The organism is Leptolyngbya sp. Heron Island J, from assembly GCF_000482245.1.
GTDB lineage: Bacteria > Cyanobacteriota > Cyanobacteriia > Phormidesmidales > Phormidesmidaceae > Leptothoe.
The window spans coordinates 81,225-94,936 of record NZ_AWNH01000112.1 but is presented as its reverse complement, the minus strand read 5'-3'; the positions used below and the strand labels follow the sequence as shown (position 1 = coordinate 94,936).

The window sequence follows — 13,712 nt, the reverse complement described above, 5'->3', positions numbered from 1 at the left end:
ATATCTGACTCAGTTTGTATGGCTACGATTAAAAGCTGTCACTGGTTGTACAACATCAATAGTTCGATGACAAATTGGTAGTTATTTAAATAGACAGACTCAGCTGCCACAGATCGAGGTCCCTGCTATTCAATGATTTTGGGGAAAATAAACTAAAAGCCCCCATTTTTGGAGGCTTTAGAGCAGAAACTAATGTTTCAAGTGACTTAACTGGAATTTATAAAGAATTAAGCTACCGTGCTTACTTAAAGGCAGAAGCAAAGTAAGTATTTTGCTCGGCCCGCAGCTGATCGCATAGTCGATCTTTGGGTAGCACAATGTCATCGTAGGTAATGACAGTATCTTTAGACACAGGGCGTTTTAGGGTACAACCCTCACTGAGACCCATGGGCAGTAGCTGTTGTTGGTAGGTTATATCGGCTTTTTCACATTGACCATAGCAGGTATACCCACCAATGCCATCTAAGGTCTCCCCGGCAGCAAGATCTTTCTTGGCGGTGGTGATAACATCTACTTTAGGTGCACCGTCAGGGGCTAAGATCACATCATTGAATAGGGCGACGCGAGCAATAGACATAGGAACCTCAAAATAACAGAGGTGATACGGCGTATAAAAGCTGTAGAGAGGTCCTTTGCCTAGCTTATACAGGTCAAGATAGCGCTGATGTATGGGGTTTTCTTGGGTGGCAAACACATATACACCAGGGCCTGGGGTAGCACCAATGGCATATTCTACGATGCCACCTAGTTCCTTGAGTTGGTCGACATCATACATATCGGTCATGTTGTCGATATGGTCTCGGTGTTCGTACCCCAACATGCCACGCTGGGCGATAGTCATCCCAGTACCATTGGCAACAATTGCTTGTTCAAATGAGACTTTGGTGCCATCGGCAAAGCTGGTGACCATATGAACGCCCTGGTCCCATTGCTTAGCAAATTTAGCTTGGGTACTGGGGGTGCGGTAATGATCTAGCATCCCTTTCATGCTGCCGCAGACAAGGGGGGTAAGACCAATACTTTTAACAAACCGGTAGAGATTCATCTCCACCCCTGGCTGGTCACCATCACAGGCAGTTAAGATGACGCCCGCGCGATCAGCGTATACCTTGAGGATAGGGCCAACTGTGCTATCTAATTCAGCGTTCATTAGAACAACGTGTTTGCCATGTCGAATGGCGGCAAAGACGGATTGAAGTGCAAACTCGATCGTGCCTGTTGCTTCAACAATGACGTCAATGGATTCTGACTGGGCTAGCAGCAGCGGATCCTGAACAATGGCAGGATGCTGCTTGGAGATAGCTGTTTCTAAGTCGGCTAGAGAGTCAACAACTGTGCTGTCCTGCTGACCAGATTCTTCGTAAGCACGCTGTGCTGATGCAACTGTGCGGTTTGCGATCGCACTCAGCCGCATACCAGGTGTCGATTGAATAATTTGCATGGCAATGCCCCGAGCCATGGCACCTGCGCCAATCATACCCACACGAACGGGGCACTTCTCTTCTTCTCTAGCTTTTAGGGCGGTATCAACAATAAGCATTATATATGTGCCTCAGCGAATGAAATAAATAAACAACAAATTTACTGATCTACTGACCGACAAAGAGCTATGGACTTCCCCCTAATTGAGCTATGAAGATAGCCAGTCGACTCAATAACAGATCGGCGTATCTGTTAAAACTCTCTTTGCTACGGAGTTTAACTAGGGCAAAACATCAGGCCAGCTTTTGTCCTTGTCAGAAATCTCGGTGACGGCCATCGGTAACTGAATCCCGATCTGCGGATCGTCATAGCGCAGCCCTTTCTCATACTGAGCATTGTAGACATTAGAGGTGAGATACATCACCTCCGTATCATCCTGCAAGGCTTGATAGCCATGGGCGCACATTTCTGGAATGTACATGGCCTGATTGGCATCAGCACTTAGCTGAATCGTGTAGTGCTTTAGATAGGTTGGCGATTCGGGACGCATATCAACCAACACATCACAAATCTCACCGCGAGTACAGCGAATGAATTTGGCCTCTGGAGCAGGAGCTGTTTGATAGTGTAGTCCCCGTAGAGTGCCACGGTAACTACAGCGGGAGATATTGCATTGAACCATGGAGTGGGCGAGCCCCTGCGCTTTAAATGTCTCAGCACAGAAAAAGCGAGAGAAAAAACCACGGTGATCCCCATACCGAGGTAATTCCACCACAAACGCCCCCTCTAAAGGGGTTTTAACAAATTTGATCATAGACTCAGGGATAGGTTGATAGCAGGGTCAAACCGGAGAAAGCACGCTTTCTGTTGGAGACTGACTGGTAGAAGTGTTATCACCCTGAGATAGTTGTTGGAACCGCTCGATCTGCTGGCCCATCAGTGCCTGAATGTCATCACCCTGTAGATGGGCTTTATAGACTTCCACGGTCCACTCTAGCGCTGTGGCTAGCGTTAGCTGTGGTGCCCAACCTAATGTTTGCTTAGCTTTTGAGCAGTCTAGTTTTAAGTAGGTTGCTTCGTGGGGATGAACACCGCCATCAAGCTGCCAACGGGCATTGTCACCCCACAGATTGCTTAGCTTTTCAACAATCCAGGAAACTGGTTTGGCATCTTCATCGTTGGGGCCAAAGTTCCAGCCATCGGCGTAGGTTGCACCATCGTTCCAAAGGTGTTCTGCCAGGCTTAAATAGCCTGAAATCGGTTCTAGCACATGCTGCCAGGGACGAATGGCATTGAGGTTACGAATCAGCACAGGCTGATCGGCGCTAAAGGCTCGAACCATATCAGGAATTAAGCGATCTAGAGCCCAATCACCACCACCAATCACATTGCCTGCTCGAGCAGATGCGATCGCAACATTATCCTTTGAAAAATAGGAATTACGATAGGCCGCTGTTACAAGTTCAGCACAGGCCTTACTATTGGAATAGGGATCATGACCGCCCAGACGATCCTGTTCTCGATATCCCCAAACCCACTCATTGTTTTCATAACACTTGTCAGTGGTAATCATAACCGCTGCTCGCACACCACCAGTGGTACGAATAGCCTCCAACACATGGGCAGTCCCCATCACATTGGTGGCATAGGTCTCGATCGGGTTCTTATAGGAATAACGCACCAGGGGCTGGGCCGCTAAGTGAAGCACCACTTCAGGCCGGTACTCATTCATGACAGCCTGGAGTTTAGCCAAATCACGAATATCTCCCTGGATGGAGTTCATTCCTTGGGCAAGATTGGCCACAGTAAACAAATTAGGCTCAGTAGGTGGCTCAAGGGAGTAGCCCACAACGCTAGCCCCTAACTGCTGCAACCATAAGGATAACCAACTGCCCTTAAAGCCAGTGTGTCCGGTAATAAGAACACGCTTGCTGTGCCAAAATTGAGAACTCATAAATTGATCCAGTTAATATTTATCTGATGTGAGTTGTAGTAAATTCCGAGTGTTCCCCAACATCCAAGCTAGATACTCAATATCCATATCTGAATATCAAACCGATGCCCCTACCCCAAGAATTTTGAGCATTCATGGCTTGAGGTAGGGTCAACATACCGGTTCAAATCTACTAAGACACAACAACAATAAAGCGTTTGCACCAGCATCCCAGCAGGATCAGCAACTCATTTAGAAATGACTGAGTAGAAGCAGTAAGATGGATGGGAGCTAGCCCCGTTCCTGAGAAAATCAGGATGCCCAAACTTTCCAAGGTGCTTGCTTTTGTTGCCACAGAGTTTCTAGACGGTTTTTATCTCGTAAAGTATCCATAGGCTGCCAAAAACCATCATGTCTATAGGCTGACAGCTCACCTTTATTGGCAAGTTTCATTAAAGGTTGCTGTTCCCAAACAGTTTCGTCAGCATCGATGTAGTCGATAACTTCAGGCTCTAGCACAAAATAACCACCATTAATCCAAGCCCCGTCACCTTCAGGCTTTTCACGGAAGCTTTTAATCTGAGTCTGACCTTCTTCTAGAATAATTGCGCCAAATCGTCCTGGCGGTTGTACTGCTGTGAGCGTAGCACTGGTTTCCTGTTGTTTGTGGTACTCAATCAGCTCAGTAATATTCACATTAGAAACACCGTCACCGTAGGTGAAACAGAAAGTTTCATTGCCAATATGCTCTCTAACCCGCTTCAGACGACCGCCGGTCATGGTGGCATCGCCTGTGTCTACCAAGGTTACACGCCAGGGCTCTGCTTTACCAGCATGAACGTTCATCTGGTTAAAGCGCATGTCAAACGTAACATCTGACATGTGAAGAAAATAGTTAGCAAAATATTCTTTGATGACGTAGCCCTTATAGCCACAGCAAACAATAAAATCATTGATGCCGTGGTGGGAATAGATCTTCATAATATGCCAAAGAATTGGCTTGCCGCCAATTTCTACCATGGGCTTTGGCTTAATTGCAGTTTCTTCACTTAGGCGAGTACCCAAACCACCAGCGAGGATGACAGCTTTCATATAAGTAATAAATTAACGAACACCTTTGATGACATTAATGGCGCACTGACATAGCAAACACCATTGACAGACGAGCTTCTTTAAAGAAACTCTACATAGGAGAGATCCTCCATAAAGGAGTGATAGAAAAACCTCCGCCATACTTTATACTTCACCGCAAATTTCCTAAACATTCCGGAATGTTTAGGAAATTCAAGGGGTATGGCTGCCTCGCTCGATTTACGACAGTAATTATGCGATGGCCAATATGCGTTTTAGCCACCAGAAATTAGAGTCTGGTGCTTCCAGGTGGGTCGGCCCAGCAAACTAGAGTTGGCTACAGTTAATGTTCAAAAATATTTTGATACTGCTGTAAATCTAGCTGGATAAAGGTGGGTAAACATTGAAAACAGGCTTCAGCTATATGCCAGCGGCCTTCTCGCTGCAGCATCAGTGTCAGGTGTTTTGATAGCTCATGCAGGTAGCGAACATCGTTAGCCGCATAGGCTAACTGTTCATCCGTTAGTTCGTATACATTCCCCCAATCAGAGCTTTGGGCGGTTTTATCTAACTCAACACCAACGATTTCCTTCACCAACTCCTTCAAACCGTGTCTAGGGCTGTAGGTGCGGGCCAGTTTACTGGCAATTTTGGTACAGAATACGGGGTTAACCTCAATAGTCAGGTGATGCTGGAGAGTGGCAAGGTCAAACCGGGCAAAATGAAAGATTTTTGCGATACTGGGGGTTTCAAGCAGCTGCTGCAGATTGGGAGCGCTGGTCTGTCCCCGTTCAATACGGATCGCTGAGGTGTAGCCAGCCGTATCGCAAAGTTGCACTAAGCAAAGACGATCACGCAGCGGGTTAAGCCCCATGGTTTCGGTATCAATGGCGATGGCGGTGGTAGCTAAGTAGCGCTCCAGCAAAGAAGCGGGAATGTCGCGATCGCAAACCTCAAAGTTTTCCAAGTTCAGAACTTCCTCTGGTGACATCAATATTAGAGTTGGCAAAGGTGGACTACGGCAGTAATAGAATCAAGTAAGGACCGTGTGCTCAAGCACAAGGCCACGCTTAGCTACCACTGCCCCATACCCTAATCAGCTATCAAACTTCAGCACTTTGGCTACGGTTTGTACGTCCTTATCACCACGCCCGGAACAGTTGATCACAATTTTAGGGCTACCCTCTAACTGAGGACATAATTTCTCTAGATAGGCAAAGGCGTGAGCCGTTTCTAGGGCTGGAATAATACCCTCGCGTTGGGATAACAGCTGAAAGGCATCCAGGGCTTCTTGATCGGTTACACCGTAATATTCTGCGCGACCAATTTCCTTCAAGTAGCTGTGCTCAGGTCCCACACCAGGGTAGTCAAGACCGGCGCTGATGGAATGGGGTTCAATCACCTGGCCATCGCTATCTTGCAGTAAAAAGCTCATGGCTCCATGCAGTACACCCACGCGCCCAGCGGTGAGCGTAGCCGCATGCTTGCCAGTGCTTACCCCTTCACCTGACGCTTCGATGCCAATCATGCGGACAGAGGGCTCATCGATAAATTCATGGAATAGCCCCATGGCATTAGAGCCGCCGCCAACGCAGGCCATTAGAATATCGGGCAGACCACTCCATTTCTTCTGACACTGGGCGCGAGTTTCTTGACCAATAACAGCATGGAATTCTCGCACAATCATTGGGTAGGGATGGGGACCAGCCACTGACCCCAAAATATAGTGGGTGCTCTCTACATTAGTTACCCAGTCACGAATGGCTTCAGAAGTGGCATCTTTAAGGGTGCCTGTACCCGAGCTCACCGGCTGGACCGTAGCCCCCATTAGCCGCATGCGAAATACATTCAGAGCCTGACGCTCCATGTCATGAACACCCATGTAAATCACACAGTCAATGCCAAAGCGAGCACAAACGGTTGCCGTTGCTACACCATGCTGACCGGCACCCGTTTCAGCAATAATTCGCTTTTTGCCCATGCGTTTGGCCAGCAGCACCTGACCAAGGGCGTTATTAATTTTATGAGCCCCAGTGTGGTTTAAATCTTCGCGCTTGAGGTAGATTTGGGGACCGCTGCCGTCCGGTCGAGCGTAATAATCGGTGAGCCGTTCAGCAAAATAAAGCGGATTAGCTCGTCCCACGTAATCCTTGAGCAATCCATTTAGCTCTGCTTGAAATTCAGACTCATTGCGATAGGTATAAAAAGCCTCTTCCAGCTCCGTCAGGGCAGGCATTAAGGTTTCGGGTACATACTTGCCACCAAAGCGGCCAAAGCGGCCTAGCTTATCGGGGCGCACCTCAGCTGCAGTCAGTTGAGGTGAAACGGAGGAAGAAAGCGGAGTGACAGTCACGGCAGTTGCGGGTGTAAATCTGGTGGTTGGTGAGCAGACATTGCTCTGGTGAAAACGTCCGAAAGGTTCAGATGTCTTGCCAGGTAGCAGGTTTCATTATAAGTAATTGGGAGCGCTACGCATCTTTTCACAACATAAACCTGTGGTTATCAAACCGTTGACGATTAAAGGCACAACTCGGCTGCTGGGGGTGATTGGTGATCCGGTCAAGCATTCAATGTCGCCAATTATGCACAATGCTGCGATCGCAACCCTGGGCATCGACTATGTCTACTTACCATTTCCCATTGCGCCAGAGCAGCTTAAAACGGCTATTGATGGCTTTGCAGCCATAGGTTTACAAGGGTTTAACATCACCATCCCCCACAAGCAAGCCATCATGCCATTGCTGAGGGAGGTTTCGGCAGTAGCCCAGGCTATTGGAGCGGTTAACACCGTGTGGTGGAGTGAGCGAGGCTGGTGCGGCACCAACACAGACGCCGCTGGTTTTGTGGCACCATTACAGGCCCTGGGACAAGATTGGACGAATTCACCCGCCCTGATTCTGGGAAATGGTGGGGCTGCCCGTGCGGTGGTCGCAGCTTGCCATCAGCTGGGATGTCCAGAAATTTTGGTGGTGGGTCGCAACATTGACAAACTAGACGCATTTGCCCAAAGTTGGCAGATGTCCTCGTTACAACCGAGTGTGTCGGTTCATCCCTGGCACGCATTGGACCAACTGCTACCAGGGGTAGGCCTAGTGGTAAACACAACCCCTATTGGCATGGCTCCCAACATTGAGGCGACTCCCTTGCAAGCCTCACAACTTGATTTACTGGCGCAGCAAACTATTGTTTATGACTTGATCTACACACCACGTCCCACTCAACTACTGTGTCTGGCGCAAGCCGCTGGATTGGTGACCTTTGATGGCTTAGAAATGTTGGTGCAACAGGGAGCTGCCGCCTTAGAAATCTGGATACAGCAAACACCCCCGGTTGATGTGATGCGCCAGGCATTGTTGGCTCATGCTAGCTAATGTGAGCAATATTGTTGTTAGTGCTGAATTGTTGAGAGTTGTTGATAGTCAGATAGTCTCCAGCATGCCAGGGCTGGACTTCGGCGTGAGACTTTGACTGGGATATAACAACTATTGACTTCTGTCGCTCATGTTAGCGACGTGGCTTTCTCTTCGGGATTAGTTGTGAGTCTTTCTATCTTTAGTGTGTATTGATTGATCGGTGTCTAGATAAACACGCGCAAGCTCGCAGGGTGAGGCTTGATCATAATTTTCACAGACTGGCCCACATCGAAACGAGCGGGGGTTCGTGCTTGCAGCTTCCCTTCGGTGGGGTGAACGATGGTGTATTTATACTCACGACCCAGGAATTCGCGATCGCAAATCACCAATGCTGTTTCGTTAGTATCTACCGATTCGAGATGCAGCTCTTCTTGACGCAGCATTAAGCTACCTGATCCCTGATCAGTTGGCTGCACCATCGAGTCATCCACTAACCCCAAGATCGTTTGCCATCCCTCAGCCGACCGATGGGCTTGAATAAAGTTAGCCTGGGTTACAAAATCAGCAATAAATTTAGACGCAGGCTGCTCATAAATCTCTTCAGGGCTACCCAATTGTTCGATACGGCCCGCTCGCATGACTGCAACCGTATCCGCGATCGCCAGGGCCTCTTGCTGATCGTGGGTAACAAAGATGCCGGAAGCCCCTACTCCCTTTAAAATGCTACGAACTTCCTGACGCAAATAGAGCCGCACCTGCACATCCAGATTACTGAAAGGCTCATCTAGCAAGACCAACGAAGGACGTGGCGCTAGCGCCCGTGCCAGGGCAACCCGCTGTTGCTGGCCCCCAGACAACTCATGGGGATAGCGTCGCTCAAACCCCGCTAGCCCTACTAAATGAATCGCCTCTTTGACTGAGGTTTGAATTTGATTGTTGGACAATCGCCGATGACGACTGAGATGCTTAAGACCAAAGGAAACATTGTCAAACACACACAGATGGGGAAACAGAGCGTAATCCTGGAAAACAATACCAACATCACGACGCTCAGGAGGAACAGTGGCACCCTGACCACACACTGGCTGCTGAGCCAATTCAATCCATCCTCTTTCAGGGGTCTCAAAACCTGCAATGGTTCTCAACAAGGTAGTTTTACCACAGCCCGACGGGCCCAACAGAGCTAGCAGCTCACCCTGGTGCAGTTGAAGGCTAACCTGATCGATAGCAGGTACGGTCTGCTGATGGTATTGCTTAGTGACTTGATGGAGCTGTAATACCGTTGCTAAAACCGTTGATGTTGAATCAGAAACCTGGGAGGCCGTAGGCATAGGGGTTGGTGCAATCAAAGCGTATTAGTAGAGGGCAGTTATTGAGACTAGAGAGCAATAACACCTACGGTAATCATATAGCCACAACTACCCATTGCTGCATTAATGACCGATTTACGTAACGGCGTTCGTATACTTGAAATTCATTTGATATAGCCGATGACGGGTTAGCTAAGACGATTTAGAGCCTTAAAACTTGACTATTTCAGATATTTTCTTCATCTCTCCTTCTTCCTTCCTCCATCCTTAGCCATAGCTGACTTATTCAAACCCAGCGATTACAACAGTTTTTTTTATCAAAGGAAGGAAAGATGTCGTTTGTAGGCAAAATGATTTCCTGATGGTTTGACCATCCCAATCAAAACGGAGATAGCAAAATGAAGATTCGTGCAATTCAATTATTTTTGAGTCTGGGTGTGGCAGCGGCAGTAGCTGCTTGTGGTGGTACTACCGATGCGGTCAACGACGCCACTGATGCTGCGGGTGAGGCCGTGGATGCCGCTGGTGAAGCTGTAGATACTGCCGGTGATGCAGCTGTCGATGCCGCAGGCGAGGCTGTTGATGCTGCAGGCGAGGCCGTGGATGCCGCTGGGGACACAGCAGGTGAAGTTAAAGAAACCGTTGAGGGTGCTGTCGAAGATACCAAAGAGGCAGTCACCGGCGAAAGCGACGAAGGCGGTGAAGGTGGCGAAGGTGGCGAAGGCGGCGAAGGCTAATTGCTGATAGCTGCCCCTAGTCTCAGCTAGTTGATTGACAGGATTGGTGGGTTCGACATGCAACTCACCAATCCTGTCTTTTTATGTGAGCAGCGACTGTTAATTTCTTACACCTGTAGATATGTGTTTAGGGATCATTCAAGACAAAATAGCCTGCTTAAGTGTCTGTATTTTGGTACAAGCCCAGAGCAATCCTCGTAACAATATCGGTTAAATACGCTCCAAATTCAGGAATTCTTAGCCCGTACAGCCAGTGCACATAGCCCCGCGTAAATATTGACTGATCCCAAGCTGATTACAAACTCCTCAAAAAATGTCCGCTTAGGGGGTGAAAGAAAGCCCTACAATAATCTGGATTTGTTGATTCGGGTTCTGCCTATCAGGAGCCCCGAATAGACCCTTGATTTTTTCAACGCCCGCCTATGCCTCGCCGAAACGACCTCAGCAAAATTTTGTTAATTGGTTCCGGTCCGATTGTCATTGGTCAGGCTTGTGAGTTTGACTATTCCGGCACGCAAGCTTGTAAAGCTTTGCGGGAAGAGGGGTATGAGGTGGTGCTAATTAACTCCAATCCGGCCACGATCATGACCGATCCAGAAACAGCGGATCGGACCTACATTGAACCCCTGACCCCAGAATTAGTCACTCGGGTAATTGAGCAGGAAAAACCGGATGCGCTACTGCCGACGATGGGAGGGCAGACCGCACTAAATCTGGCGGTGAGTCTGGCTAAAGAGGGTGTCTTAGCCAAGCATGATGTCGAGTTGATTGGCGCTAAGCTCAATGCCATTGAGATGGCAGAAGACCGTCGCCTGTTTAAGGAGGCCATGGAGCGGATTGGCGTGGGTATCTGTCCGTCTGGCTTGGCAGAAACCATGGATGAGGCTCAGGTTATTGCCCAAGATATTGGCAGCTATCCTTTAATTATTCGCCCTGCCTTTACCCTGGGCGGCACTGGTGGCGGCATTGCCTACAACCAAGAAGAATTTGAAACAATTGCTAAGTCTGGCTTGGATGCGAGCCCAGTCTCACAGATTTTAATTGAGAAATCGCTATTGGGCTGGAAAGAATACGAGCTGGAGGTAATGCGCGATCTAGCCGATAACGTAGTCATTATCTGCTCGATTGAAAATCTTGATCCCATGGGTATTCACACCGGGGATTCGATTACTGTAGCCCCAGCTCAAACGCTGACTGATAAGGAATATCAACGGCTACGGGATGCTTCTATCAAAATCATTCGTGAAATTGGGGTGGAAACGGGTGGTTCTAATATTCAGTTTGCGGTCAACCCGGATACCGGAGAAGTAATTGTCATTGAGATGAACCCACGGGTATCTCGCAGCTCTGCTCTGGCCTCTAAAGCGACTGGATTTCCCATTGCTAAGTTTGCGGCAAAACTGGCGGTGGGATACACACTCAGCGAGATTTCTAACGATATCACCCAAAAAACGCCCGCCAGCTTTGAACCCACAATTGACTATGTGGTGACAAAGATTCCTCGGTTCGCCTTTGAAAAGTTTCCGGGGAGTGCGCCACTGCTAACGACTCAGATGAAGTCGGTGGGGGAGGCCATGGCCATTGGTCGGACCTTCCAGGAATCCTTTCAGAAGGCTCTGCGTTCCTTGGAAACCGGTCGGGCTGGCTGGGGCTGCGATCGCAACGAAAACCTACCGACCATTTCTAAAGTGCGCTCCAGCTTGCGATCGCCCAATCCAGACCGGGTTTTCTCCCTGCGCCATGCTCTACAACTCGGTCTCAGCCCCCAGGATATTTACGAACTAACGGGGATTGATCCCTGGTTTATCGACAAACTGCAAGACCTGCTGGTCACTGAAAAATGGTTAAAGCGCACTGCCTTAGACAAGATCACAGCCGAACAAATGATGGCAGTGAAACAACAGGGCTTTAGCGATCACCAAATTGCCTATGCCACCAAGACCGATGAGGATCGGGTAAGGGCACGGCGTAAAGAACTAGGGGTGATCCCGGTCTACAAGACTGTTGACACCTGTGCAGCCGAGTTTGAAGCTTATACACCCTATTACTATTCCACCTACGAAGCTGAGACGGAGATTAAACCGTCAGAGCGACGTAAGGTCATGATTTTAGGGGGCGGCCCCAATCGCATCGGCCAGGGCATTGAGTTTGACTACTGTTGTTGTCATGCCTCCTATGCACTGCAGGCCAATGATTTTGAGACCATCATGGTCAACTCCAACCCAGAAACGGTATCCACCGACTACGACACCAGCGACCGCCTCTACTTTGAACCCCTCACCAAGGAAGATGTGCTCAACATTATTGAGGCGGAAAATCCAGAAGGGGTCATTATCCAATTTGGTGGACAAACCCCACTCAAGCTGGCGGTGCCGCTACAGGCCTATCTGGTCAGCGACCCTGAGGTCAACGGCAATCCGATTAAAACTAAGATCTGGGGTACGTCTCCTGACTCCATTGACACCGCTGAAGATCGAGAACGGTTTGAACACATTCTTTGGGATTTAGAGATCACACAGCCAGCTAACGGGATTGCTCGTAGCTATCAGGAAGCCTTGGAAATTGCGCAAAAAATCAGCTATCCAGTGGTGGTACGCCCGAGCTATGTGTTGGGTGGTCGGGCCATGGAAGTGGTCTATTCCGATCAAGATCTTAAGCATTACATGACGACGGCTGTGCAAGTAGCTCCCGATCATCCAATTTTGATCGATCGATTTTTAGAAAATGCGATTGAGGTGGATGTGGACGCCATTTGCGATCGCACTGGTCAGGTGGTGATCGGGGGCATCATGGAACACATTGAACAAGCGGGAATTCATTCTGGAGACTCTGCTTGTTCCCTACCGACCATGACCCTCAGCAAGCAAGCCCTGAGTGTGATTCGCGACTGGACCGTCAAGCTAGCCAAGACACTGGAAGTGGTGGGGTTAATGAATATCCAGTTTGCGGTCAAAGATGACAAAGTTTATATCTTAGAAGCCAATCCTCGAGCCTCTCGAACAGTTCCCTTTGTCTCTAAAGCTACCGGGATTCCTCTGGCCAAGGCCGCTGTATTAATTATGGCTGGGCAAACCCTGGCAGATGTGGGCATCACCTCAGAAGTGATCCCCACTCACATTTCGGTAAAAGAAGCGGTTTTACCCTTCAGCAAGTTTCCCGGTACCGACACCCTTCTGGGGCCAGAAATGCGCTCCACAGGTGAAGTCATGGGCATCGATATAGACTTTGGCCGCTCCTTTGCAAAAGCTGAACTAGCCGCTAGCCAGGAGCTACCCCTGACAGGCACCACCTTCATTTCCATGAATGATCGGGAAAAAGAAGCCGTCGTCCCCATCGCCAAAGAACTAGCCGAACTGGGATTTCAACTCATTGCCACAGCGGGCACCCGACGGGTATTACAGACTCACGGTTTAAATGTGGGGCTCGTCTACAAGGTGCATGAAGGACGACCCCATGTGCTTGATGCCATCAAAAACAAGGAAATTCAGCTGATTATCAATACACCAACAGGTGCTACCGCCCAGGAAGATGATCGGATGATTCGCCGCACGGCCCTTGACTATAAGATTCCTACAATTACTACCCTGTCAGGGGCTCGGGCCACGATCGAAGCTATTCGTTCCTTACAAAAGGAGACTTTAGCGGTTAAAGCATTGCAGGATTATTTGGTGTGAAGTATCCGCTGCTACTAACAACGGCAGGACGCTAGAACTATAGTCAAGGACACCACGGCAAAAGAGTGAGAGAATCAAGAAGATGCCTGAAGTAGCAAAGTTTCAAGGTTCTAAATTATCCTGCCTAACCAACTCCTTGCCTGCTACATAAGTCCAAAACTAAAAAGCCGATATCGGCCTGTTCGAACTCAAACAGACCCGATATCGACTTT

General features: G+C 48.8%; 10 protein-coding genes. 3 read left to right on the top strand and 7 right to left on the bottom strand.

Features of this window, described 5'->3' with window-relative positions:
- Positions 1–241 precede the first annotated feature (241 nt).
- The 6 genes from N836_RS69235 to trpB all read right to left on the bottom strand — a co-directional run bounded on the left by N836_RS69235 (position 242) and on the right by trpB (position 6,779).
- Positions 242–1,540 carry an NAD(P)H-dependent oxidoreductase gene (locus N836_RS69235; protein ID WP_023076448.1) on the bottom strand — a complete coding sequence of 433 codons (1,299 nt, stop codon included), beginning with the start codon at positions 1,538–1,540 and terminating at the stop codon, positions 242–244.
- Positions 1,541–1,702: 162 nt separating this feature from the next.
- Positions 1,703–2,236 (bottom strand): dTDP-4-dehydrorhamnose 3,5-epimerase, encoded by a 534-nt coding sequence (gene rfbC, locus N836_RS69230; RefSeq protein ID WP_023076447.1) that lies wholly within the window; start codon positions 2,234–2,236, stop codon positions 1,703–1,705.
- Positions 2,237–2,263: 27 nt separating this feature from the next.
- Complete coding sequence (gene rfbG / locus N836_RS69225; protein ID WP_023076446.1) at positions 2,264–3,376, bottom strand: CDP-glucose 4,6-dehydratase; 1,113 nt, start codon at positions 3,374–3,376, stop codon at positions 2,264–2,266.
- Between the two features lie 291 nt (positions 3,377–3,667).
- Entirely contained in the window at positions 3,668–4,447 is a 780-nt protein-coding gene (gene rfbF / locus N836_RS69220) for a glucose-1-phosphate cytidylyltransferase (RefSeq protein ID WP_023076445.1), read from the bottom strand.
- Positions 4,448–4,769: 322 nt separating this feature from the next.
- Positions 4,770–5,435, bottom strand: coding sequence for a ribonuclease H-like domain-containing protein (locus N836_RS69215; RefSeq protein WP_327058734.1), 666 nt, complete (start codon positions 5,433–5,435; stop codon positions 4,770–4,772).
- Between the two features lie 87 nt (positions 5,436–5,522).
- On the bottom strand, positions 5,523–6,779 hold the full coding sequence (gene trpB, locus N836_RS69210; RefSeq protein WP_031294447.1) for a tryptophan synthase subunit beta: 1,257 nt from the start codon (positions 6,777–6,779) through the stop codon (positions 5,523–5,525).
- Between the two features lie 142 nt (positions 6,780–6,921).
- Here trpB and N836_RS69205 point away from each other — a divergent pair, with 142 nt between their 5' ends.
- On the top strand, positions 6,922–7,797 hold the full coding sequence (locus N836_RS69205) for a shikimate dehydrogenase (protein WP_081717017.1): 876 nt from the start codon (positions 6,922–6,924) through the stop codon (positions 7,795–7,797).
- Between the two features lie 206 nt (positions 7,798–8,003).
- Here N836_RS69205 and N836_RS69200 read toward each other — a convergent pair whose 3' ends face one another.
- Positions 8,004–9,110: an ABC transporter ATP-binding protein gene (locus N836_RS69200; protein ID WP_023076441.1), complete on the bottom strand. Its 1,107-nt coding sequence runs from the start codon at positions 9,108–9,110 to the stop codon at positions 8,004–8,006.
- A gap of 377 nt (positions 9,111–9,487) precedes the next feature.
- Between N836_RS69200 and N836_RS69195 the strand changes: the two genes are divergently transcribed.
- Together N836_RS69195 and carB are read left to right on the top strand one after the other, a co-directional pair.
- Positions 9,488–9,826 carry a hypothetical protein gene (locus N836_RS69195; protein ID WP_023076440.1) on the top strand — a complete coding sequence of 113 codons (339 nt, stop codon included), beginning with the start codon at positions 9,488–9,490 and terminating at the stop codon, positions 9,824–9,826.
- 422 nt (positions 9,827–10,248) lie between these two features.
- Positions 10,249–13,500, top strand: a complete 3,252-nt coding sequence (gene carB, locus N836_RS69190; protein ID WP_023076439.1) for a carbamoyl-phosphate synthase large subunit — start codon at positions 10,249–10,251, stop codon at positions 13,498–13,500.
- The last annotated feature ends 212 nt before the right edge of the window (positions 13,501–13,712 follow it).

Coding starts and splice junctions, on each gene's coding strand:
- N836_RS69200 (WP_023076441.1), bottom strand. CDS start 9,110: ATGCCTACGGCCTCCCAGGTTTCTGATTCAACATCAACGGTTTTAGCA.
- carB (WP_023076439.1), top strand. CDS start 10,249: ATGCCTCGCCGAAACGACCTCAGCAAAATTTTGTTAATTGGTTCCGGT.
- rfbC (WP_023076447.1), bottom strand. CDS start 2,236: ATGATCAAATTTGTTAAAACCCCTTTAGAGGGGGCGTTTGTGGTGGAA.
- rfbG (WP_023076446.1), bottom strand. CDS start 3,376: ATGAGTTCTCAATTTTGGCACAGCAAGCGTGTTCTTATTACCGGACAC.
- rfbF (WP_023076445.1), bottom strand. CDS start 4,447: ATGAAAGCTGTCATCCTCGCTGGTGGTTTGGGTACTCGCCTAAGTGAA.
- N836_RS69235 (WP_023076448.1), bottom strand. CDS start 1,540: ATGCTTATTGTTGATACCGCCCTAAAAGCTAGAGAAGAAGAGAAGTGC.
- N836_RS69195 (WP_023076440.1), top strand. CDS start 9,488: ATGAAGATTCGTGCAATTCAATTATTTTTGAGTCTGGGTGTGGCAGCG.